The sequence below is a fragment of the Rosenbergiella gaditana genome (assembly GCF_018494065.1).
Taxonomy (GTDB): Bacteria; Pseudomonadota; Gammaproteobacteria; order Enterobacterales; family Enterobacteriaceae; genus Rosenbergiella; species Rosenbergiella gaditana.
In genome coordinates, this window is the sequence record NZ_JABBFR010000016.1 from 44,649 (window position 1) to 69,008 (window position 24,360).

Below are 24,360 nucleotides of genomic sequence, written 5' to 3' on the forward strand. Positions count from 1 at the left end.
TGTCACGGGAGGCGGTATGATTGATTATCAGGCAGTAATGATGGGCTCGCCGATTCGCTTATCGCTCTCCCAAGAAAATCCGCAACGTGCGCGCGCAGTATTTCAACTTATCAAGCAACAAGAGGCCCTGCTAACGGTTAACCGAGATGATTCGCTGTTGATGGCGGTGAATCGTGCTGCGGGTCAGCATCCAGTCGTGGTGCCGAGTACAATTTTCCATCTTGTTTCACTCGCTCTACAAGTGAGTCTTTTACCAGGAAGTCTGTTTAACTTGGCAATCGGCCCTTTGGTTAAAGCCTGGCGTATTGGCTTTGCTGGACGGTCTCCCCCTCCCATAAGTCGGATCAATGACGCTATGGCGTTGATTGATCCGCACGATATTGTGCTGGATGCCGAAGCTCAGTCCATTTTTCTACGTAAATGCGGAATGGAAATTGATTTAGGGGCCATAGCAAAAGGTTATATCGCCGACAAAGTCTGCCAATATTTGCATGAACAGCAAGAACCCTATGCGTTGATCAATTTGGGAGGTAATGTTCACACCCTCGCGCGACCAGAGCATCACCTTTGGCAGATTGGCTTACGCAAGCCCTTTGCTAGCCCGCAGACGCTGAGCGCTCGCTTAGCAGTGAGTGGACGATCGGTCGTAACATCAGGGATTTATGAACGATTTTTTCTCCATCAACAACGCTGTTATCACCATATTCTGGATAGTCGGACTGGGTATCCTCTGGATAATGACTTACTGAGCGTGACAGTTATCAGTGAGTCCTCCTTAATCGGCGATATCTACAGTACGCTTCTTTATGGCATGGGTGTCGACGAGAGCTTAGCTTGGCTTTCCCACCATCCTGAAATTGAAGCGGTGATGATTACCCGCGATAACGACATTATTTGCTCCTCTCAGCATCACTTCCAATGTCACGTTCTCAATCTAAAGCAGTAGTATTATTTATTAATAATGCTTAGGGTGAGTTCTTCCTTACCCAGGAGAATGACCCATGTATATTGGTATCGATTTAGGAACCTCTGGCGTTAAAGTTGTATTGATGGATGAACAGTTTCAGGTCAGAGCGAGTCAATCAGTCTCTTTAACTTGCGAACATCCTCATCCTCTCTGGTCAGAACAAACGCCATCGCAGTGGTGGCAAGCTACCGAGCAAGCGCTCGACCAACTTGCCGACACGCAGCCTCTGCAGGCGGTAAAAGCCATAGGGGTGACGGGACAAATGCATGGGGCGGTGTTGGTCGATAGTGATGGGGAGCCTTTGCGTCCGGCGATCTTATGGAACGACGGGCGCTGTGCCCCTCAGTGTGCGTTACTCAATCAACGCGCACCAAACATCGAACGTATCACCGGTAATCAGGTGATGACTGGGATGACTGCCCCAAAACTCCTCTGGGTGGCTGAACATGAACCGGAAATTTTCAGTCAAATTGCTCAGGTGTTGTTGCCAAAAGACTATCTACGCTGGAAGCTCTCTGGCCGTTATGCCACAGATATGTCTGACGCGTCAGGAACCCTGTGGTTGAATGTTGCAACGCGTCAGTGGGATAAGACGCTACTCGACGCTTGCGGGTTAATGCCTCAACAGGTTCCACCATTACTGGAAGGTCCCCAAGTCAGCGGCTGCTTACGTGAAGAATACCAACAACGTTGGGGCTTCTCTACAACGATTCCAATCGTTGCTGGCGGTGGCGATAACGCTGCGGGTGCTCTGGGGGTAGGGGTGTGGCAGTCTGGCCAAGCGATGCTCTCGTTGGGGACTTCAGGCGTCTATTTTGCGGTGAGCGATGGCTTCTATGCTAATAGCCGTCAAGCGGTACACAGCTTTTGTCATGCTTTACCTGAGACATGGCATTTGATGTCGGTCATGCTCAGTGCTGCCTCCTGCTTGGATTGGGCCGCCAAAGTTACTGGGCAAGCTTCGGTGAATGATTTTTTATACCTGGCTGAACAGGCGAAGGTTGAAGCGCATTCACCGCTTTTTTTACCCTATTTGGCAGGTGAACGCACGCCGCACAATAATCCTTACGCAACCGGTAGTTTTACAGGCTTAACGCATCAGCATGGTCCTGCTGATCTGGCCTTTGCTGTGGTCGAAGGGGTCAGTCTAGGGCTTGCTGAGGGGATATCCGCTTTACATCAGAGTGGGGTCGTGCCCACCTCCGTTACACTGATTGGCGGTGGGGCAAAAAGTGAGTTTTGGCGTCAATTATTGGCCGATGTTACGGGTCAATGCCTTGAGTATCGACAGGATGGTGATGTCGGCCCGGCCCTTGGTGCTGCTCGATTGGCGAAAATGGCCTGCTGCCCAGCATTGACGTTAGCGGGACATTTTCCTGCCTCGCCGATCGTTACCACTTATCGCCCGCATCCGGCCCGTCATCAATTTTTTCAACAGCGTTTACACTTATTTCAGCAAGGGTATCGCCAGCTGAGTAACGCTCCCTGAGGCGACTATTACGAGGATGCTTGATAGCGTACGGCGTCGATAAATTTCGAAAAGGCCGCCGTATGCTGTTTACGACTGGGGTAATAGAGATGATAGCCCGTAAAGTACTCACACCACTCCTCTAACACTGGCTCTAGCGTACCTTGTGCCACCAGCTCCGCCACGCTGTCTTCGGGAGCGTAGATCACCCCCAATCCGGCGACGGCAGCATCAATCCGCGATAAAAGGTTGTTGAAGGTTAATTGCCCCGCGACTCGTACTCGTATCTCTTTGCCTTGGTCGATAAACTCCCATTGATAGAGCCCACCCAAAGTGGGTAATCGCATATTGATACAGTTATGCTGCGGTAAGGCATAAGGCGTATCGGGTTTACCCCATGTAGCGAAATACTCCGGCGCCGCGACAACGGTCATCCGCCAATCAGGCCCGATTCGAAGGGCGATCATATCCTTCTCAATCTGGTCGCCGAGTCTTACGCCAGCATCAAAGCGTTCACTGACGATATTGGTCAGACTGTTGTCACTCACAAATTCAATATTAACTTCGGGATACTGAGCGATAAATGCAGAAGCCTTAGGTAGGAGTGCGGATCGTAAGGCATGTTCGCCGACTGTAATTCGCAGATTACCGACGATACGACCTTGTTCATCGTTAAGGGATTGTAGCACCGACTCTAAATCATCAATCAAGGGAGTAATATTTTTTACCAGTTGCTCGCCGGCTTCTGTCGTTGACACGCTGCGTGTGGTGCGGGTCAGCAATCGCATATTCAGGCGTTGTTCAAGACTGCGTATGGCATGACTCAATGCAGATTGTGACACACCCAGTCGCGCCGCTGCACGGGTAAAACTCTGTTCGCGCGCGACAACGATAAAATAGGTCAGATCATTAAAATTTTCTCTCAGCATCATTTTTCCTTATTAAAGGCGCTCGCGACTCAATTGATGAGGTTATTTCATAAACTCTATCAATATTTACCAACTCATCAATAACAAAGGAAAGTTTTACGCTATGTGTTCCTCGTTGGTTTTACCTTAAGGAAGATATTTAGCAATTAATCCAGTTATTTATCATTAGGTTGATTATTTTTGTGATTAAGGGTACCCATGACTAGGCGACAAGTTATTATTCATGAACTTATCACATGGATCGAACAAAATATTACTTACCCCATGAAAATAGAGGATGTTGCCCAACGGGTAGGATATTCTCGCTGGCCTCAATGTTGAGGTCAGTTCTGCACCGAATAATCAATTAATCGTCAAACAGGGGATTGTTTCTGGCGATCACGTGGTGATAGCTGGGGGCAACGCGTTAATTCAGGAAGGGCGGTTATCCCGGTTGAAAACTCCGATACGGCGCAGCAGGAGAGTCATGACTCATATCTAAATTCTTTATTAACCGCCCGACATTCGCTTGGGCACTGGCAATAATCGCCGTGCTAGTGGGTATTATTGCGATCAAAAAACCGGTGATCGTTAATTCAATATTACCGTACAGACTTACACTCATCATTGGCATCGCGGGGAGATAAATATCTACGGATAGCGAAGTAAAAGCCATTAATGCATGAGGATAAGGACAAAAGGAAGTCCCTGGGTCGAGACTGGACGGTGATAGGGTGTGCTCATGAGTCGCTGTTTATCAATAAAGTGTAGAACACTACTTTACCTGATAATTCAGTAATAATATTCACTAATCCATGCTAAGCCTTATGAATCAGACTCATTAATATTACTGAATGTGTCCCTTCCTAGTGCATTGATCTAGGAAGGGTAATCATGCTTAGGCAACGGCCTGCTGTAGTGAAGGACGGCGCTGTAAGGCTTGATAAAAAGCTTCAAGATTATCCTGCAAACGACGTTTGACCTCTTCCTCAATGCTTGCTGGATGGTCGGCATTCGGATAGTGAATCTGTTGATCACTGGCGTAGACGCCACTGATAATCTCTTCCGCTTTTAAGGCGGCAACGAGAGGCTTCAAGCTAAAATCGAGCGCTAACAAGTGATTAGCACTGCCTGCCGTCATCAATGGTAGAACAACTTTATGTTCGAACCCGCGTTCCGGTAAGAGGTCGATCATCGCCTTCAGTACCCCGGTATAGGCGGCCTTATAGACGGGAGAGGCGATGATAATCCCATCGGCTTGCGCGACATCCTCTCGTAATTGAGCGATAGAGGGATGTGAGAACTGGGCATGGAGTAAGACTTCTGCAGGGATATCGGTCGCGCGCCAAGTTAAGGTGCGTGCGCCGCGATGGCTTAACCAATCTGCCGAATGGTCTAATAGAATTTGAGTCCGTGACCGTTGGGCTGGGCTCCCCCCTATTAATAAAATTTGCATCAGTTAGCCTTATTTATGTGAGATAGATCACCAGTGTGGCGATCTTTGGGCTAAGTGTGAAGTAAAAAAATTAGCAAAAGTTATCAATAAATAGCGTTATGCCATGGGCCGCTTGCCTCGACTCGTGGAGATAAGATCGCGATACGGCTAGGTGTTGTCAGTTATTTTTTACTTTTCTGCCCTAAGCGAGCGAGCTCGATGGCCAAGCGATGAGGGGACCCCGTTATCGTGCGTTTAGTATCAATTAACGTCACAGGCCCTGCCTGCGCTAGGGTATGTAAGCCATCGATAAAGGGTGCATGGCTGCGTGGCGCTTCGATACGCCTACCTTGAGAAAGAGTTGGTTGGGCTAAAGTGGATTCCGGCAAACTGAGTAACTGCAAGGCCCCTCCATAAGTACGGCTACAGTCTTGCGTGGGGAGGAGAATATTTCCGTTTAGCTCAAAGGGAGTGCCTCCCATTCTTGCGCCATGGATATCTTCGCGAAGAGTTTGCACTGGCACGTTATCCCACGGCCCAAAGAGTTGATCGGCTGTCGCCAGTTTTAAGGTGTTCGTTCGCGCCGCTTTGGGTGCAGGGGGCGTATAAAACATCCACCAACGCCCGGCGTGAAAGTAGGGGGTGGCATCAATCGCTGCCTCTGGGAAGGAAAAACAAGTTTCAGGTTGCCAGCGCCATGGAAACTCAACCGCTTTGTAAAGGGTTAAGCGTCCCGATTTATAGCCTTCAGGTAGCATCCATATTTCACCGTCTGCCTCGAAAATACAGGGGTAGGAAAGATGCCACTCCTCTTCAAGGACTTTCCTCTCTTCCAAGACAGTAAAGTCTTTATCCAGCATATAGGCCACGATATGGCCACGTCGTGTACGGTAGTCATAGGCTTCCGCAAAAAGATAAAGTGTTCCATCCCGCCAAATCCCAAAAGGATCGGCTAAGAAGCAGAGGGATTTTTTTGCTGCTATCCATGTCACAGCAAAGTGCTCCAATGAAGCTGCCTGAGCGACTTCTTGAATCGGCGCGTTAATCACGCCTATCCGCCAAATTTCGGTATGTAATAGGCTCATAATATCGTATCTAGGCTAATGGGTTGTGTGCGCGAAGTTTGGCAACAATACGTTCAGCGGCATGAATAAATTGCTGATGGCTAAATTTATTCGCGACATAGCCACGTGCTTGCGTTCCATACTCTTGCAGCAGGCTGGGCGTAGCAAATATCTGTTGCAGTGCCGAGGCAAATGTCACGTCGAGTTCGCCAGAAAGTACAAAGCCGGTTTTACCTTCTTGTACCGCATCGCGCATCTCACCGACGGGTGTGGCCATTACGGGGAGGCCGACATTCATTGCTTCGTGCAGTGCCAAGCACATCCCTTCATAGCGGGAGGGCTGTACATAAAGATGAAGTCCAGCCATAAACGGATGTACCTGGTTAGAGAAGCCAGGCAGCAACACAATATCCTGTAGGTTCCGCTCGATAATCTTATCTTCTAATCGCTCGCGTTCGGGTCCATCGCCCAAAATTGTCAGCTGTAAGCGGTTTCGTAAATGGGGATAGCGTACTAAAAAAGCGCCTAGTGCATCGATTAGCGCCGCATATTGCTTTACTTCATGCAGGCGTCCCACACTACCGATCTGCAATCGAGACTCCCCATCCCAATAGCGGGCTTGAGGAGCTTGTTCATTATATTGAAATAAAGGCCAAGCCATCACTTTATCTGCTGAAATCCCCATCTGTTGTTGAAGATAATCGACGACGGTCTGTGAATCGCCAATCCAGAGGGCTGAGCTGTGACGTAAACGATAGGTATAGCCACGCACGCTAGCGCTATGTTTAAAACTGACGACAGGGATGTTTAATAGTTTACCTGCACACTGACCGACTAAATTACCAAAGCTTAATGATGTCCAGATGATGTCAGGTCGATCATGACGGATGATTGAGAGGTAACTCGCAAGGATAATTGGCAGAAAGCGACGGCGGGAAGCCAGTAACCTATAACTTAATCCAGCCTCAACAAGGCGAGGTACTGCCCCGCTATCACGTGGTTCGCAGGCAATAATGGAGACATCGTGTCCCAGATTTTTTAAGGTAGTAACGATATCTGGGATGGCGAATTCAGCGCCGCCAGTCTCTAAACTTGTGACGAGATAATGAATTTTCATTAGCTTACACCCATCTAAGAGGTTTATGCGGTAGGTCAGTGAGAGTGATTATTTCATCAATCAGTTTTTTTTACTGATAATCCGCAATTTTCTCTATTTTGCTGGGGATAAGTTCAACCGTATGTATACATAGTGCATTCATAGGGTCAGGAAACTTTCGGATTAATTAATCTTAAGTGGTAAGCTGCCTGACACAAATAATACAAAAAAGTAGTCATAGCGGCCCATATATCCGTTGAAGTAAACATTCATTTATTTATTTCAGAGCAGGATTTCTTCCTTTTCAAAAATTTTAATTCACTGATGAGCAGGGATTTTTGTTTTTTTATGTCACTCGTCAAAAAAAAATGTATCAATTTCTATCAGAATAGTGATGTCATTCACTGTGAGTCTCTACTGAATTTATCTGATAAATATAACATTATTTAAATCATTACTATTTTTATGATTATTAATAAATGTGACGCTTATAATTTATAAGTCTGAGAGATAAATGTAGCGTACTGACGTTAATAATGCTTATTTTACCATTGGGGTTCATTATCTTGATAATAAAAAAACAATTAGCTGTTCTTATTTGTTCAGCACTTTCCACGGCCTATTCCTCTGCATCAGTCATGCGTCACGATATTACGGTGCAAGACTACCGAGACTTTGGTGAAAACTTGGGTAAATATAAAGTTGGCGCAACCCATGTTCCGGTCTATAGAAAAAATGGGCAATTAGATGACTACCTAGCCTTTCCTATTCCTGATTTTGGTGCGGTGGCGGATAAGGGCAATATCACCTTAGTGGGGGACTCTTACATGGCCAGTGTCCGCCACAATACTTACTCTATTAATGGGGCAATAAAATTTGGCAATAAAGCGAAGTTTGCCCCTTCCTATTATCTTATTAATCGTAATGCCAGCACCGTATCAAGCGTTGATTTTAATTTACCTCGCCTTAATAAGGTAGTGACCGATGCAGCACCCGTTGCGACTATCGATAAAAGCACAATACGAACGGGAAATCGCGACCGTTATACCTGGTATGCACGGGTGGGGGCTGGTTCCCAACTACAGGTCAGTGATGATCAAAAATCAGAAACGTCGATTACCGATGCTTATCGTTGGAAAACCGGGGGAACCATGGCGAATGCTACCGTCTCGCTACCGGGCGGCACGCTACGTTGGAAAAATGTTGGTCCGGACGATCCCAATTCTTCACCTTTCAGTAATGCGACCCGTCCCGGAGACAGTGGCAGTCCTACTTTTGTCTACGATACGGTGGACAAAATATGGCGATTGGCAGGGGTTCACCATGCTGCTATCAGTAATGGCGGTATCTATAATCGAGTCAGCGGTGAAGAGTATATTCCGGATGGTTATCTGGACAGGGTGCTAGCCATGAATAGCTCCGCCCCAGTAGACGATCATTCCAGTGAGGGGATCCTGTATTGGCGGCCAGAAGCGATCATCCAAACAGATCACCGTTGGAGTTGGCAGGGCCTGGATCAAAAATACCGTGATCTTGCTCCGTCGTCGGCTTCATTTACCGAATTAGATGCCACCAAGGATCTTACTTTTAGCGGTGAGGGAAATACCGTAATGCTAACGGATTCTGTCAATATGGGCGCGGGAAAACTTAGATTCTCCGGTAACTATACCGTCGAGGCAGAGAAGGGGAAGCAAGCTACTTGGGTAGGAGGAGGTGTCGAGGTTGATGATGGTAAAACGGTAGTATGGAAAGTGAATGGGATCAACCAAGACGCTTTACATAAAATCGGTGCGGGTACACTTGAGGTACAAGGTATCGGCGTTAATCAAGGTGCTTTGAACGTCGGTGATGGACTGGTTGTGCTCAACCAACAGCCTGACAGTACCGGAGCGGTTCAAGCGTTTTCTACGGTGACCTTGCTCAGTGGCAGGCCAACGGTTCAACTCAATAGTGTGAACCAGGTTTCTACGGATAATATTCGGTTTGGTTATCGGGGAGGAACCTTAGATGTGCATGGGAATGATCTCTCTTTTACGAATATCAATCATAACGATAATGGCGCGCGCATTGTTAACCGTGATATGGCTCGTGCCGCAGTCGTCACCGTGACGGGCAGTAACACACAATTTCTTGGCTCTTTTGGTGAAAAGGCCTCTCAATCACAACTCTCTTTGGCCTATGCGCCTGATAAATCGCAAGCGGAGTGGACTTTGCGGGGCGGGGCGATTGCACAACAACTCGACGTCGAGAAAGGCCGTGTAAATTTAGGCGGTGAACAGGTCTTACACGCCGGCGGCGTCTATTTTGCTAATGATTGGGATGAAAAAAACTACGACTTTACGCAGATCAATGTCGCACCGCAGGCACAACTGAGAATTAGCGAACATTCCCGCGTTAACGCCTCCACCCACGTTGCAGGTGATGCGATATTAACGTTATGGGATCGCGCATCCTTGGCGGGTAATGTCACGCTTGCTGAATCGAGTAGTCAATTAATTGCCGATATTTCGCCTCATACTAGTCAATTAGGAGAACTAGAATCGTCGATTTTGGCAGATATTTCTGGGAAGGGTGTGGTTGAGAAACGGGGTGCCGGACGATTAACGCTTTCTGGAAATCTCACCAATGCCCAGGGAATTATTGTTCAAGAGGGGGAAGTAAAACTAGACGGTCAGCGCTCGACAAAAATGGTGATGGAGGGTGGCACTGTATTATCAGGGAATGGCACAGTCAATTCGCTGACCTTGAATGATGTGGCGACGTTATCTCCCGATCAACAGAATCAGCAAGCATCTCTACTACGAATTGGACAACTCCAGTTGATGAAAGGCGCTAACGCAATTCTCAACTCGGGGTTTACCCAAGCGACCACTGATCGTTTATTGATTGATGGGGATCTTATTACAGCACAAGATAAACCGCTGGAAGTGACGGTCAATCCACAGGGTATATGGCAAGATAGCGATACCAATAAGAACGGCGCGGCTGATAATCAAGAGGGGCTATCACTTGTGCAAGTCGGCGGGAAGAGTAGGGCTGATAGCGTTAAACTAGCGGGGTCTTATGTGGCTCGCGGGGCGTTTGCCTATGGCCTCTACGCTTTTGCTCCAGGACATGCGTCGAGTAATGAGCGAAAAGTGCAGGGCAGTGGTGATCAGTATTGGGATTATCGATTACAAAATATCATGTTAGATGCTAACGGCATCAGTAACCCCGTCGGACCCACACCGGAGCCGACGCCAACGCCAGAACCAATACCAACGCCGCAACCTGAGCCTAGCCCAGATCCAATGCCTGCGCCGGAATCTGAACCTAGCCCAGATCCGATGCCTGCGTCGGAATCTGAACCTGTTCGTCGCGCGGTTACCCCGCAGGTGCCCGCTTACCTCTCTTTACCTGCGATGATGCTCAATTTTAACCGAACATTAACTGGGCTAATCGCGGATACCGTCAACGACAGTCACAGCCACTTCTTCATCACTGGTTATGAGGGGGGGGATCACTTTCATGCGAAGGGGGGGTTTAGCGACTATGGCTATAATTTCACGTCGAAATATCAAGGTTGGTTAATGGGGGGACGTTGGCACTCAGATCCTGACAGTCGTCAGCGTGTTTCCGCCAGTATTGTTGCACATCGAGGTAATTTATCGATGAAACCTCAAGCAGTCGATGGCTTGAGTCGGAGCTACTTCTCTACGCAAGGGATTACAGGTTTAGCCAGCTGGCAGGATGAACAGGGCTGGCAGCTTACTACACAACTTGGTTACACCCGTATTAAAGGAGCAGTGACTACTGATCTGCGTGGTAATGTTGCTTCGCCACACGCAACCCTTATTCATGCAGGTGTTGAGCTGGGGAAAGCCTGGGAATGGGAAAATCAGCGCTTAATACCGCTGCTTGCGGTGGAGTATCAGCACTTGGCGATTAAGGCATTTACGGACAGTGATGGGGCAAAAGTAAGCTATGCCCCGCATAATGCGCCTGACGTTCGACCGACTCTGCGTTACCAATGGCAATTGAACACACACTCCTACCCAAAAGTGGCTTTCACCCACGAATTAGGCTGGCGGCTAACGACTCGTAAAAATGCCCAAACCACCATTCGTGGTGGAGGGGATGAAAGCACCTTTACCAGTGGAAGAGGTGGGGATCATCTTTTGATGAAAAGTGGTGCCGATCTGCAACTTACCAAACATATAACCTTGACGACTCAAGCCCAATATCAACAACGTTTACAACGTGAAGGCGTCAATGATTGGGCGGTAACGGGAGGGATGAAAATAACCTTCTAATCCATTTTGCTGGCCCCCAGGAGGCATAATTGCCAGCGGGGGCCAAGTATTATAAGGCTTTGCGGGTAAAAATTTTGGTTGAGGCCGAAGGTGTACTTGTAGTGGTTTTTACTTTATCAATACAGACTACCGGGTACTAAGAAAGTATTTGCCCGTGAGCGTTCCTCTTTGGTAAACCACGTGCTGATGTAGATGAGCATTGAGGGCATGACCGCCGCCTCAACAATTCCCAATGTAAAGCGAATCACCATTAAAGTAGGGATATTACTGACTCACCCGCTGGCGGTAGCACACACCCCCCATCGTAATAAACAGATAAAAATTAACGTCCTTACGCTGCGCTATCGCACAAATCGAGCTCGGAACCTGAAAGAAAAAGTAGGCCAAGAAGAACAAGGCACCAATTAGCGAAGAAGTGCTTTTAGACATACCTTAGTCCTGTTCGATGCCCGACGCTGCAGCGAAGCCATAGTTAGCACAGTCTAGGTAAGCAAGACTGTAAGTGATAAAAATGATTGGCATTACATACCACCCTCGGCGTGAGCTGAGTTTTTGTAGAGTATTCGACATGGTGACCCCGAAGCGCGTAATTGTAGAAGAATAAGTGATAACCTAGCCGTCGCGAGTTGGCTAAAACTTCTTTTTGATCACTGTGTTAGGTGTTAATACATTGTGTTACCAGATAGGTGAGAGCCATTGAATATGAGTAGGGTCTGTCATGGTGGCGAGAGTATTTTCCTACGTAATGCGTCGATATTGTTTGCAGCGCGATGCCATCCTTTGTGATAAATCATTAATAATAGAAAAATGGAGAGATGACATGCGACAAATCGATTTAAACGCAGATTTAGGTGAGGGAAGTCCTCACGACGCAGAATTATTAACGTTGGTTTCCTCCGCGAATATCGCGTGTGGATATCATGCTGGGGATGCGATCACCATGCTAGCCAGCGTGCGTGAGGCGATACGTAACAAGGTTGCAATCGGTGCACATCCCAGTTTTCCAGACCGCGAGAACTGTGGTCGAACCGCAATGACTTTACCCCCTGAAACAATCTATGTACAAACGCTCTATCAGGTCGGTGCTTTGGCGGCGATAACTCAGGCACAAGGTACCCAGCTGCGCCATGTTAAACCCCATGGCATGTTATACAACCAAGCTGCCCGCGATCCACAATTAGCCGATGCCATCGCGAAAGCGGTTTTTACGTTAGATCCGGCGTTGATCTTAGTTGGATTAGCTGGGAGTGACCTGATCCGCGCAGCGGAACATTATGGATTATCGACGCGTGAAGAAGTCTTCGCTGATCGCGGCTACCAAGCGGATGGTTCGCTGGTTCCCCGTACCCAAGTGGGCGCTATGATTGATGATGAAGAACATGCTTTGGCACAGAGTTTGCTTATGATTGAATCCGGCGAGGTTCAAGCCATCACTGGTGAATACGTTGCCGTTACGGCACAAACTTTGTGTCTGCATGGTGATGGGGCTCATGCCCTCGCTTTTGCCCATCGATTACGGCAGGCGTTTGAGGCGCGAAATATTAAGGTTGTGGCTTAACGTTAACAGAATAACAGTGAGGATCGTCCAGTATGACAGAGAGTATCAGCTTGTGGCCATTATTAGGGGTAGCTGTGATTATGATAGGGTTTATCCTTCGCTTTAATCCTGTACTGATAGTGGTATGTGCAGGTATTGTCACGGGCTTAGCAGCACAGATGCCGCTTCTCACTATCTTCGAGAAGATGGGTGCCGGATTTCTCAATACAAGAAATTTACCTTTTATTTTATTATTGCCATTGGCAGTGATTGGGCTATTAGAGCGTCATGGCCTAAAAGAAGGCGCGCAGAGGTGGATTACCAAAATAGAGCGTGCCACCACAGGCCGTTTGCTGATGGTTTATCTGCTTATTCGTGAATTAACTGCCGCATTAGGATTAACCAGCTTAGGTGGTCATCCACAGATGGTACGTCCCTTATTGGCGCCTATGGCTGAAGGTAGTGCAGAAAAAACCTATGGACCCCTACCGCCAGCGGTGCGTTATCGGATCCAGGCGATGGCTGCCGCCACAGATAATGTCGGGCTTTTCTTCGGTGAAGATATCTTTGTCGCGTTCGGAGCCGTGCTCTTTATGCACAACTTTATGTTTGAGTCTGCTGGACTGCAAACCGAGCCACTGCATATTGCGCTATGGGGAATACCTACTGCTTGCTTTGCCTTTATCATCCATAGCGTCCGCCTTGCGCGACTTGATCATCATCTGCGCCGTGAACTTGCGAAAACCGCACAGGATCACCAAGGGGGAGCGCTATGATATTTCAGCAAAACATGCTCTATTGGCTGGCAGGCGCAACACTACTCGTCGTGGCGGTTATGTCGTGGCGAGATAAACAAAATCCTCGACGAGGCACAACAGGATTATTTTGGGGCGTTTACGGGCTACTCTTTTTTGTCGGTGATTGGACCTATCAACTGATAGGGGATAAGCGACTCGTTAATACTTCCGTGGGGATCGCAGTCGTTGGCATGGCGTTGCTAGCCGGTTTTGGCGGGGTAAAACTAGGGTATTACTCACAACGTACACCGCAACAACGAGAAGCCAGTGCTCAACGACTAGGCAGCCGCCTTTTTATTCCTGCCTTGGCGATTCCGCTGATTACGGTGGTGGGCGTCGTCTTTTTCACTTTCAATCCACAGGCGCAATTACAACTTTTTGGCTCTGGCAATCATGCTACCCTCGTCACGCTTTTTTCCATGACTCTCGGTACTCTCTTTGCTTTAATTCTGGCATGGAGGATAACCGGCGATAAAATTTCTCAGCCTCTGCAAGAGGCTCGACGCTTACTTGACTCGGTCGGCTGTGCCTTTATATTGCCGCAAATTTTGGCCATGCTCGGTTTACTCTTTACAGCCGCTGGGGTTGGGAATAGCCTCTCATGGCTGACTGAGCAGTATCTAGCTGTCGATAATAGAATGGCTGCCGTGGGGGTCTATGTCGTTGGTATGGCATTATTAACGATGATTATGGGCAATGCCTTTGCCGCTTTTCCTATTGTGACCGCAGGCATAGGAATTCCTATTCTGGTCTTACAACAGGGTGGCAATCCGGCAGTGATGGCGGCGATAGGAATGTTTTCCGGGTACTGTGGCACCCTAATGACACCAATGGCCGCCAATTTCAATATTGTGCCAGCCGCGTTATTGGGCTTACCCGATAAAAATGCCGTGATTAAAGCGCAGATCCCAACCGGATTACTGTTATTAGTCGTGAACGTGATATTGCTCTATTTTCTGATGTTTTTATAAGGAGCCTAAATGAAAACTGTCTTACTGACGGGATTCGAACCTTTTGCTGAGGAGTCCATTAACCCTTCATGGGAAGTCGTTTCGAGCCTAGAGGGGCCGAGTAGTGAGGGGTATCGTATTGTCTGCCTTCAGCTCCCTTGTGTTTTTGGAGAGTCACTCGATGTATTGCTGGCGGCGATCACTACCTATTCTCCCACTCTGGTTATCGCGGTAGGGCAAGCCGGGGGGCGTACCGATATCTCAATCGAGCGTGTGGCGATTAATGTTGATGATGCTCGGATTCCTGATAATAAGGGCCATCAGCCTATCGACCAACCTGTGGTGGCGAATGGGCCAGCAGCTTGGTTCAGTACGCTGCCCATTAAAGCGATAGTCAGCGCTCTGCAGCAGGAGGGTATTCCAGCCTCAATCTCTCAGACTGCCGGGACTTATGTGTGTAATCATGTGATGTATGGATTACTACATGCTTTGCGCGATAAACCTTGGATTAAAGGAGGGTTCGTTCATATTCCATATATTCCTCAGCAAGCCGCAATGCATCCTGGCAGTGCCAGTATGGCGGCCGAAACGGTGAAACAAGGACTGAAGATAGCTATCAGCACAGCCTTAAGGGTAGAGGTAGACGAGTGCAAAACGGGTGGGACGACGCATTAAATAATACTGCCTACTCCAATCCTCTTTTGACATGACGAAAAATTTATCGCTTCACGCGCTTAAGAGCGCTTGCTTTCAATCAGTTTCGCTATAAATCATGATGGTTTGGGGGGAGAGATTAATTGTGGATAATCACTTGAGTGCATAAGGTTATGGCATAGGCGTAATGTGGCCTATTGGGTTATATCTTCAGCCTATGTCACAAAAACGAAGTAAGCGCAATAATTCAAAATATTTATGATAATTGGCACTTTCATCCATCTATATTTTATTTTTTAGGATAAATATCTAACTGTTAGTTGTTTTTTTGAATTTTTATTTCACTTGTAAATTCTATGGATGATTTCAATAAGTCAATGAGAGACAATTTTATCAATACTCGATTATTTTGATTCTGGTTGATCTCTTATAATGTCTCAAAGTGATTTTTTTGATTTTATTATGATGTTATTAATAATTAAATTTATAAAACTGAGACTATTATTATGGAAAAGAAATTTATCTATCTATTTTGCTCTGCTGGTATGTCTACATCACTCCTCGTGACTAAAATGCGTGAACAAGCCAATAAATATAATGTGCCGGTTGTTATAGAAGCCTTCCCAGAAACGCTCTTGGCAGAAAAAGGTGAGCAAGCGGACGTTATCTTATTAGGGCCTCAAATCTCTTACATGTTACCTGAGTTCAAAGCATCATTTCCCATAAAGCCTATCGAGGTCATCGATTCTATCCTCTACGGAAAGGTCGATGGGTTAGGTGTATTACAATTCGCCATAGGTTTGATAAAGAAGTAAGTGCAGTAAATTTCATAATAGGATTTATTTTAACTATTAATAAATAATAATGTGGTTAATGATATTTATATATTCATATCAATTTATCCTGGGTGACTATTAAATGCAAAGCTATAGATTTTTTATGGTTTTTTAAAGGAGTTAGTTATGAGTAAAATCATTAATTGTCTTGAAAAGATACTACTTCCTTTTGCTGTGAAGATAGGGCGGCAATCGCATATTAATGCTATTAAGAATGGTTTTATTAAATTAATGCCATTAACCCTTGCCGGGGCAATGTTTGTGTTAATCAATAATGTCTTCCTTAGTTTTGGTGAGGGAACCTTCTTTTATTCAATGGGAATACGTTTAGACGCTACAACTATTGATACCTTAAACAGTTTCAAGGTTATTGGAGGGAATATTTATAACGGCACGTTAGGCATTATGTCGCTAATGGCCCCCTTTTTTATCGGATCAGCCTTAGCAGACGAACGCAAAGTGGATGCAATGGCTGCGGGATTATTGGCCGTGGCTGCCTTTATGACAGTGACGCCGTATCGCGTAGGAGACGCTTACGCCGTTAGCGCTAATTGGTTGGGCGGGGCAAACGTTATTTCCGGAATGGTTATTGGGATAGTCGTTGCTGAACTGTTCACTTTTATTGTACGTCGTAATTGGGTAATACGGTTACCCGAGAGTGTCCCAACCTCCGTTTCACGCTCTTTTTCTGCGGTCATTCCAGGCTTTATTATTTTATCGATTATGGGGGTAATTTCCTTTGTATTAACCTACTGGGAGACCAATTTCCATCAAATTATTATGGACATTATTTCTACCCCGCTAGCGTCGCTGGGCGCTGTGGTCGGCTGGGCATATGTATTATTGGTGCCTCTTTTGTGGTTTTTTGGGGTTCATGGCGCGCTCGCGCTGTCGGCTCTCGATAGTGCAATTATGACACCTTGGGCGTTAGAAAATGTTGCAACCTATCAGCAATACGGCTCTGTTGAGGCAGCGCTTGAAGCAGGTAAAACCTTCCACCTTTGGGCTAAGCCAATGCTTGACTCCTATATTTTCCTAGGCGGTTCCGGGGCAACACTTGGTTTGATTCTCGCTATTTTCGTTGCATCGCGTCGTGCCGACCATCGTCAGATGGCTAAATTAGCGTTACCTTCTGGGTTATTTCAAATAAACGAGCCAATCCTATTCGGCTTACCCATTATTATGAACCCGATTATGTTTATTCCTTTTATTCTGATCTCTCCTCTCTTGGCCGGTATTACCGTGACAGCCTACTATTTGGGCATCATGCCTCCGATGACTAATATCGCACCATGGACCATGCCTACAGGGTTGAGTGCCTTCTTCAATACCAATGGCAGTGTGGTCGCATTTCTATTGGCAATATTTAACTTAGGGGTTGCAACGCTTGTCTATCTGCCATTTGTGATTATTTCTAATAAAGCACAAGCCACTATTCAACAAGAAGAAACGGAAGAAGACATCGCGAATTCTCTGAAATTCTAATACCTAGAGGCTGCTGACTATAGGTCGCACTTCAGTAATGAGGATACATTATGTTTAATTTACACGCGGTAGAACCTGAAAACACAGCCATTGATGATCTTGAAGAAATCGTCATGGGATTGATTATTAATGCTGGTCAAGCGCGCAGCCTTGCTTATGCAGCATTAAAAGAAGCGAAACAAGGAAATTTTACCGTTGCAAAAGAGATGATGGAGAATTCTCAGCAAGCGTTAAGTGAAGCACATCGTGTGCAAACTCAGCTGATTGAAAGCGATGCAGGGGAAGGTAAAGTTAAAGTGAGTTTGGTGCTCGTACATGCTCAGGACCATCTGATGAACGCAATGTTGGCACGGGAATTGGTTACTGAGATTATTGAACTGTATAAAAAAATGAAATAAATCCTCCTCTATTAGGTAGTAAAAATGATGACGACAGAAATTCCTACTGCACGAGAACATCAGCTTTTCAATGGGCATAATTTTCATGTCTTTATTTACAATAAAACTGAGAGTGTGAGTGGGCTCCATCAACACGATTACTATGAATTCACCATCGTTTTGACGGGACGTTATTATCAAGAAATTGATGGACAACGAGTACTTTTAGAGCGCGGGGATGTTGTATTTATTCCAGTGGGGTCGAAACATCAGAGTTTTTATGCAGCGGGTGCAACGCGTATTCTTAATGTGGGTATCAGTAAACGTTTTTTTGAGAAATACTTTTTATCGCTGTTACCCACAGACTTTTCTGCTACTCAAGCCTATGCAATAGAAAAGAGTTTTCTTGCTTATATTGAGTCAGTAATAACTTCACACCATTTTCGCGAAAATGAGTTTGATGAATTCATTGAATTAGTCTGTTTTTATACTATCAATCGCTTAAGACATTATCGCGATGAACCTATCAAAGATATCGTGCCGCTCTGGCTAAAAAATACGGTTGAAGCTATGCATGATAAGCTGAAATTCGGCGATACGGCGCTTGAGCGTATGGTGCAACTTTCAGGGAAAAGCCAGGAGTACTTAACTCGGGCAACTCAGCGTTATTACGGTAAAACACCGATGCAGATCATTAATAATATTCGTATAAATTTTGCAAAAAAACAGCTTGAGATTACCAACTCCTCAGTGACTGATATTGCGTATGAATCAGGGTATAGCAGCCCAAGCTTATTTATTAAAACATTTAAGAAGTTCACTTCATTTACACCGAGTAATTATCGTAAAAAGCTAAGTGGTTGTAATGATATTTAAATAAATATGATTTTGGGAGGGGTTATATTTTCCGGTACAAGATAGTCGTCGATAAATTTGACATAATAAGGAGAAGGAAATGGGCCAAAAATTGAAAATCGTTACCATCGGTGGTGGCAGCAGCTATACCCCGGAATTACTAGAAGGATTTCTTAAGCGTTATCATGAACTGCCTGTCACAGAACTATGGTTAGTTGATGTGGAGGAAGGCCAAGAAAAGCTCGATATTATCCATGCCCTGTGCCAAAGGATGATAGAAAAAGCAGGTGTACCTATGCAGGTGCATAAGACCTTAGATCGTCGTGCAGCTTTACAAGGAGCCGATTTTGTTACTACACAACTGCGTGTAGGGCAGCTGAAGGCTCGTGAAAAAGATGAACGTATTCCTTTGAGTCACGGCTATCTAGGACAAGAGACAAATGGGGCTGGTGGCCTATTTAAAGGGCTGCGTACTATTCCTGTCATTCTGGATATCGTTAAAGATGTGCAAGAAATTTGCCCGAATGCTTGGATAATCAACTTCACTAATCCAGCGGGAATGGTTACAGAGGCCATCAACCGTCATACTAATTTTAAACACTTTATTGGTGTTTGTAATATTCCAATCGGTATGAAGATGTTTATCACCGATGTATTACAGCTGACACCACAAGATGAACTGAATATTGATCTATTCGGGCTCAACCATCTCGTGTTTATCCGTGAGGTACTGGTGAACGGTAAATCGCGCTTTGATGAACTGCTAGAGGGGATAGCTTCAGGCACTTTGAGTACTAATTCGGTTAAAAATATTACTGACTTACCCTTTAATGAGGGACTTATTCGCTCATTACGCTTGATACCGTGTTCTTATCTCCTTTATTACTTCAAGCCTAAAGAGATGCTGGCTATTGAAATGGGCGAATACTATAAAGGCGGAACCCGTTCCCAAGTCGTTCAAAAAGTGGAACAGCAGCTTTTCGAGCTATACAAGAATCCGGATCTCAATGTGAAGCCTAAAGAATTAGAACTACGTGGAGGGGCCTATTATTCGGATGCTGCCTGTGAAGTGATTAATGCGATTCATAATAATAAACATACCGAGCACTACGTTAATATTCCTCACAACGGTCATATCGACAATATCCCTTCTAATTGGTCGATTGAGATCACCTGTACTTTAGGTCATGACGGCGCTCAGCCTACACCACGTATCACTCATTTCGATGAGCAAGTTTTAGGGTTGATTTATACCATAAAAGGTTTCGAAGTGGCGACCAGCCAAGCGGCAATCAGTGGTGATTTCAATAATGTACAGTTAGCCCTTAATCTTAGTCCTCTCATTCACTCCGATAACGATGCTGAGCTGCTCGCTCGTGAAATGCTTCTTGCCCATGAACAGTGGCTACCAAACTTTGCCACCACCATTAAGGATCTAAAAGTCTCAAAGGAGAAATAGATGGCGCGTTTACTAATTGTGAATGCTGATGATTTTGGGCTGAGTAAAGGTCAAAATTACGGCATTATTGAAGCGCATCAACATGGCATAGTGACCTCGACCACCGCGATGGTTAATGGGAAGGCTATCGCCCACGCTGTAGAGTTAAGTCAGCATGCGCCTGACCTGGGGATCGGGATGCATTTCGTACTGACCTTAGGCGAACCATTATCCGCGATGCCGACCTTCGCAAGAGATGGACAGTTAGGTAAGTGGGTGTGGCAGATGGCAGAAGAAGGCCGCTTACCCCTCCAAGAAATAAGACGGGAATTAGCGTGTCAGTATCAACGCTTTATTGAACTATTTGGTTACCCGCCGACACATATCGATAGCCATCATCATGTGCATCTGATCCCCGATATTTACACTATTGTGGAAGGTTTTGCCTGTGAGAAAGGTATTCCATTACGTAGTGACCGACAACTGGTACCGCATGATGGCCTAGATCACAATGTGGCTCGCCGTTGTGAGGGGTTCTCGAGCGCATTCTATGGGGATTCAATCTCTGAGGCGCTTTTTTTACACATACTCGATGATTCTCTGCAGCGAGGAGAGTCGTCGCTGGAAGTGATGTGTCATCCAGCATTTGTTGATAACACCATTATAAAGAGCGCATATTGTTATCCACGACTACTGGAGTTAGATATTTTGACGTCTTCTTCTTTACGGCAGGAGGTGGCTAAACGTGGTTACCGCCTCACTAATTTTAAAATGATATAAGAAATAAAAAACTGAGTACTCAGTTTGGTTAAATTTTAATTTTTATCTACTACTACCTTTTTATCTTTATTCTGATATTAGGTGATAATTCATTTATATATATCTAGATGTAAGAAGGTTTAATTTAAAACTCCATTAGGATGGCTATTTATGCGTGAAATTAAAGGATTATCTCGTGCGTTATCTTTATTTGTATCGAGTGGTGCTGTGTTTTCAGGAGCAATCATTTCGCCATCAGTGAGTGCAGAAGGATTTATTGATGATTCAAGATTGAACGGGGGGATCTATTATTGGCAGCGTGAACGTGATCGTAAGGATGTGGCCGATAATGGAAAGTATAAAACGAATCTTTCACATTCTACTTGGAATGGTAATGTGGATTTTCAATCCGGTTATGCGGGCGGTTTTTTCGGAATTGATATTGCTGCCTTTACCGCGCTAGAGATGGCAGAGAATGCTGATAGCGGCCATCCCAATGAAATCGCGTTTTCTTCACGTAATAAAGCTTATGAAGAAGATTTCAGGGGTGATAAAAGCGGTATCGATCTATACAAAGCAGCTGCGAAGTTTAAATATGGTCCAGTTTGGGCGCAAGTGGGTTATATTCAACCTTCAGGGCAAACATTATTGGCCCCCCATTGGAGTCTGTTACCGGGGACCTATCAAGGAGGAGAAGCAGGGGCAAACTTCGATTATGGTGACGTAGGGGCACTGAGTTTTTCTTATATTTGGGCAAATGAATATAAGTCGCCATGGCACCTCACAATGGATCATTTTTACCAAAATGATAAGAAATCCAAGGTGAAGTATCTTCACTCCATTGGAGCCAAATATGATGTTAAAAATGGCCTTGTTTTAGAAGCTGCAGTGGGTCAAGCCCAAGGTTATATCGATCAATATTTTGCTAAAGCCAGCTACCAATTCGATGTTGCTTGCTCACCATTACGTACCAGTTATCAATTTTATGGGACGCGCGATAAAGTAGGACGTGGAGGTAATAACAATATTTATGACGGCACCGCATGGTTACAGGCCTTAACTTTCGGCTATAACGTTGCAGAGGTGCTTGATTTCCGGTTAGAGGGGACGTGGGTGAAGGCCGAAGGGCAGCAGGGCTATTTTTTACAACGTATGACTCCAACCTATGCATCGTCTAATGGCCGTCTCGATATCTGGTGGGATAACCGTTCTGATTTCAATGCTAACGGTGAAAAAGCGTTATTCATCGGCGCCCTGTACGATATGAAACATTGGAATTTACCCGGTTGGTCTGTGGGAGCCTCCTACGTTTATGCTTGGGATGCCAAGCCAGGAAGAATGTCTTCGCCAGATGCTTATTATAATCCTAATAATCGTCTGAAAGAGTCAGCCTACAGTCTTGACGCAATTTATACGATGCAAGAAGGGCGAGTGAAGGGAACAATGTTTAAATTACATTTTACGCGTTACGACAATCATTCCAATATCCCCAGTTGGGGGGGAGGTTACGGGAATATTTTCCAAGATGAACGTGATGTGAAGTTTATCGTGAGTGCACCCTTTACTATTTTTTAAATCATAATAGGTGAATTGCCGTTCTTTATCGTAAAGTCAGTCGTAAGACGCCATCAAGGGAGCACTAGCAACTCAGGATAACGTCGGAAATTTCTTAACACTAATTATAAGGATTTTCCTAAAAAATCTTGTTTTGTGGATTACTCTTTTTAATACCGAGAGCTAATAGACGGGCAATATTTTCAGTCGCTAAAGTGACACCCGTTTTTCCTTCTTTAAGCGCTTCTTCAAGCTTACAGGCTTTACGCAAAATCCCGAATATCGCAGTGAAGTTCTCATCATAGAGACACTCAATACCCTCACCGATACAGCCTGCTAAGGCAATAACAGGTATATGCGGGGAGACCTTTTTTGTTACCTGTGCAACTCCATAGGGCGTTTTACCGAACTTGGTTTGGAAATCGATACCGCCTTCTCCGGTGAATACCGCGTCGGCACCAATAATTTTTGCCGCGAGATCAGTATAGTTAACCACGATATCGACACCTACTTGCAGCCGCGCAGAGGTAAAGGCCATCAAACCGGCACCTAAGCCGCCCGCCGCTCCGCCGCCTTCGATATTGGCGATTTTTATCCCTAAAATCTCATAGATTTTCTCAGCATACATTTTTAAGTTCGTATCCAGTACCTCGACCATTTCTGGTGTTGCACCTTTTTGTGGCCCGAATACCGCAGATGCACCTTCAGGTCCGATGAGCGGATTGGTTACATCACAGGCCACTAAAAATTCTGTCTCTGCGAGGCGGGGATCGACAGAACTGGTATCGATATGGGCAATCTTATGCAGATAGCCGCCGCCTAGCTTAACCGCGTAGCCATCGCTATCGGTAAATTTTATCCCCAGTGCACAGGCCATCCCTTGTCCACCATCGTTGGTGGCACTGCCGCCTAAGCCAATAATAATTTTTCGTACTCCGCGATCAAGCGCATGTTTGATCAGTTCACCTGTCCCGAAGCTGGTAGCGTATAAGGGATTGCGATTGTTTGGCGAGGTATAAGCAATACCGCTGGCCGAGGCCATTTCAATCACGGCAGTCCGACCGTCTCCAAGAAGGCCAAACTCCGCTTGTACGGGGTTATGTTGTGGCCCAGTGACCTCCACCTGAATAATTATTCCGCCCGTGGCATCAACCAGTGATTGAACCGTTCCCTCGCCCCCATCCGCCATCGGCACTTTGACGATTTCACACTCGGGAAAAACACGTTTTAGGCCTTCTTCCATACTGTCCGCTACTTCCATCGCGGTCATGCTTTCTTTAAATGAGTCGGGGGCTAGGACAAATTTCATAATACTCACCTTAAATTCAATGGATTACTCTATGGCTGTCTTTGAACACACCTAGCAGTCAATGGGTATAGATAACTCACGTTATCATAGCCTAGTCAGTCACTGTAAGGGGAGGATGATAGTTGTTAAGGAAAGACTATCGATATCCTTATTGTTGCAATAGAGAGATTATTCCTCGTTTTATTTTACAGAATCAGTGAGGCGGGCTTTATATTATTTATTTTATTATTTTTCTTGGTTGGCATAAATACCTATTGGTTATTACTTGTCAGACTAAAAATATACTTTATTAAAATAAGGTGCTCGTAGTGCTGATTTACATTAACTTATACCCCTTAATGTAATAATTATTATATTCCAACTATTTAAATACAAAGCGTTACTTATTACATTATCAGTCTATCCATTCGCTGGTAAGCAATTTCTCTACTCTATCGGTTATTAGTGTAATGTTCTTATTTCGAATAATTTTATAATGTGAATATTGGGGTGATGTATCCAGTTAGTTGAATTGATGTATAATCATCGCTTTGAGGTTTTCTCATGGCCAGCGTTACTGTTCATTGTCCCCGTTGTCAG

General features: G+C 45.6%; 19 protein-coding genes and 2 pseudogenes. 14 read left to right on the plus strand and 7 right to left on the minus strand.

Translation table 11 applies throughout. The annotated features are described in order from the left end of the window. The first annotated feature begins 16 nt into the window (after window positions 1-16). Window positions 17-946 (plus strand): FAD:protein FMN transferase, encoded by a 930-nt coding sequence (locus HH682_RS11735; RefSeq protein ID WP_214237733.1) that lies wholly within the window; start codon window positions 17-19, stop codon window positions 944-946. A 55-nt stretch (window positions 947-1,001) separates the two neighbouring features. Next, the gene (gene xylB, locus HH682_RS11740) at window positions 1,002-2,456 is read left to right on the plus strand and encodes a xylulokinase (protein WP_214237734.1); all 1,455 of its coding nucleotides are present in this window, start codon (window positions 1,002-1,004) and stop codon (window positions 2,454-2,456) included. Between the two features lie 8 nt (window positions 2,457-2,464). On the opposite strand, the gene HH682_RS11745 is transcribed toward xylB, so the two are convergent. From HH682_RS11745 to HH682_RS11765, 5 genes and pseudogenes are all read right to left on the minus strand, one after another. Further along, window positions 2,465-3,364 carry a LysR family transcriptional regulator gene (locus HH682_RS11745; RefSeq protein WP_214237735.1) on the minus strand — a complete coding sequence of 300 codons (900 nt, stop codon included), beginning with the start codon at window positions 3,362-3,364 and terminating at the stop codon, window positions 2,465-2,467. 550 nt (window positions 3,365-3,914) lie between these two features. Further along, window positions 3,915-4,087, minus strand: a pseudogene (locus HH682_RS15865) (Bcr/CflA family drug resistance efflux transporter); the annotation flags it as partial. 154 nt (window positions 4,088-4,241) lie between these two features. Further along, on the minus strand, window positions 4,242-4,799 hold the full coding sequence (gene ssuE, locus HH682_RS11755) for an NADPH-dependent FMN reductase (protein WP_214237736.1): 558 nt from the start codon (window positions 4,797-4,799) through the stop codon (window positions 4,242-4,244). Between the two features lie 161 nt (window positions 4,800-4,960). Beyond that, window positions 4,961-5,863 (minus strand): glucosamine inositolphosphorylceramide transferase family protein, encoded by a 903-nt coding sequence (locus tag HH682_RS11760; protein WP_214237737.1) that lies wholly within the window; start codon window positions 5,861-5,863, stop codon window positions 4,961-4,963. A 10-nt stretch (window positions 5,864-5,873) separates the two neighbouring features. After that, entirely contained in the window at window positions 5,874-6,959 is a 1,086-nt protein-coding gene (locus HH682_RS11765) for a glycosyltransferase family 4 protein (protein WP_214237738.1), read from the minus strand. Between the two features lie 545 nt (window positions 6,960-7,504). Between HH682_RS11765 and HH682_RS11770 the strand changes: the two genes are divergently transcribed. Next, complete coding sequence (locus HH682_RS11770; protein WP_214237739.1) at window positions 7,505-11,230, plus strand: S6 family peptidase; 3,726 nt, start codon at window positions 7,505-7,507, stop codon at window positions 11,228-11,230. Between the two features lie 125 nt (window positions 11,231-11,355). Here HH682_RS11770 and HH682_RS11775 read toward each other — a convergent pair. Continuing rightward, window positions 11,356-11,800 (minus strand): annotated as a pseudogene (locus HH682_RS11775) (MFS transporter); the annotation flags it as partial. Window positions 11,801-12,050: 250 nt separating this feature from the next. On the opposite strand from HH682_RS11775, the gene pxpA reads away from it, so the two are divergent. From pxpA to chiP, 11 genes are all read left to right on the plus strand, one after another. Further along, the gene (pxpA, locus tag HH682_RS11780; RefSeq protein ID WP_214237740.1) at window positions 12,051-12,788 is read left to right on the plus strand and encodes a 5-oxoprolinase subunit PxpA; all 738 of its coding nucleotides are present in this window, start codon (window positions 12,051-12,053) and stop codon (window positions 12,786-12,788) included. 32 nt (window positions 12,789-12,820) lie between these two features. Beyond that, entirely contained in the window at window positions 12,821-13,543 is a 723-nt protein-coding gene (locus HH682_RS11785) for a DUF969 domain-containing protein (RefSeq protein ID WP_214237741.1), read from the plus strand. Further along, window positions 13,540-14,535 (plus strand): DUF979 domain-containing protein, encoded by a 996-nt coding sequence (locus tag HH682_RS11790; RefSeq protein ID WP_214237742.1) that lies wholly within the window; start codon window positions 13,540-13,542, stop codon window positions 14,533-14,535. Before HH682_RS11785 ends, HH682_RS11790 begins: the two co-directional genes overlap by 4 nt. A gap of 9 nt (window positions 14,536-14,544) precedes the next feature. Next, on the plus strand, window positions 14,545-15,189 hold the full coding sequence (gene pcp / locus HH682_RS11795) for a pyroglutamyl-peptidase I (protein ID WP_214237743.1): 645 nt from the start codon (window positions 14,545-14,547) through the stop codon (window positions 15,187-15,189). Window positions 15,190-15,674: 485 nt separating this feature from the next. Continuing rightward, entirely contained in the window at window positions 15,675-15,983 is a 309-nt protein-coding gene (locus tag HH682_RS11800) for a PTS sugar transporter subunit IIB (protein WP_214237744.1), read from the plus strand. Window positions 15,984-16,130: 147 nt separating this feature from the next. Next, a complete protein-coding gene (gene chbC, locus HH682_RS11805) occupies window positions 16,131-17,489 on the plus strand; it encodes a PTS N,N'-diacetylchitobiose transporter subunit IIC (protein ID WP_214237745.1) in 1,359 nt (452 codons plus the stop codon). Between the two features lie 50 nt (window positions 17,490-17,539). Further along, window positions 17,540-17,887 (plus strand): PTS N,N'-diacetylchitobiose transporter subunit IIA, encoded by a 348-nt coding sequence (gene chbA / locus HH682_RS11810; RefSeq protein WP_214237746.1) that lies wholly within the window; start codon window positions 17,540-17,542, stop codon window positions 17,885-17,887. Window positions 17,888-17,911: 24 nt separating this feature from the next. Continuing rightward, window positions 17,912-18,742: a transcriptional regulator ChbR gene (chbR, locus tag HH682_RS11815; RefSeq protein WP_214237747.1), complete on the plus strand. Its 831-nt coding sequence runs from the start codon at window positions 17,912-17,914 to the stop codon at window positions 18,740-18,742. A gap of 79 nt (window positions 18,743-18,821) precedes the next feature. Further along, window positions 18,822-20,180: a 6-phospho-beta-glucosidase gene (locus tag HH682_RS11820; protein ID WP_214237748.1), complete on the plus strand. Its 1,359-nt coding sequence runs from the start codon at window positions 18,822-18,824 to the stop codon at window positions 20,178-20,180. After that, window positions 20,181-20,939 (plus strand): chitin disaccharide deacetylase, encoded by a 759-nt coding sequence (chbG, locus tag HH682_RS11825; RefSeq protein ID WP_214237749.1) that lies wholly within the window; start codon window positions 20,181-20,183, stop codon window positions 20,937-20,939. A gap of 150 nt (window positions 20,940-21,089) precedes the next feature. Further along, complete coding sequence (gene chiP, locus HH682_RS11830; RefSeq protein WP_214237750.1) at window positions 21,090-22,493, plus strand: chitoporin ChiP; 1,404 nt, start codon at window positions 21,090-21,092, stop codon at window positions 22,491-22,493. Window positions 22,494-22,611: 118 nt separating this feature from the next. Here the strand turns inward: chiP and HH682_RS11835 are convergent, their stop codons facing one another. Beyond that, window positions 22,612-23,781: a glycerate kinase gene (locus HH682_RS11835; RefSeq protein WP_214237751.1), complete on the minus strand. Its 1,170-nt coding sequence runs from the start codon at window positions 23,779-23,781 to the stop codon at window positions 22,612-22,614. Between the last annotated feature and the right edge of the window lie 579 nt (window positions 23,782-24,360).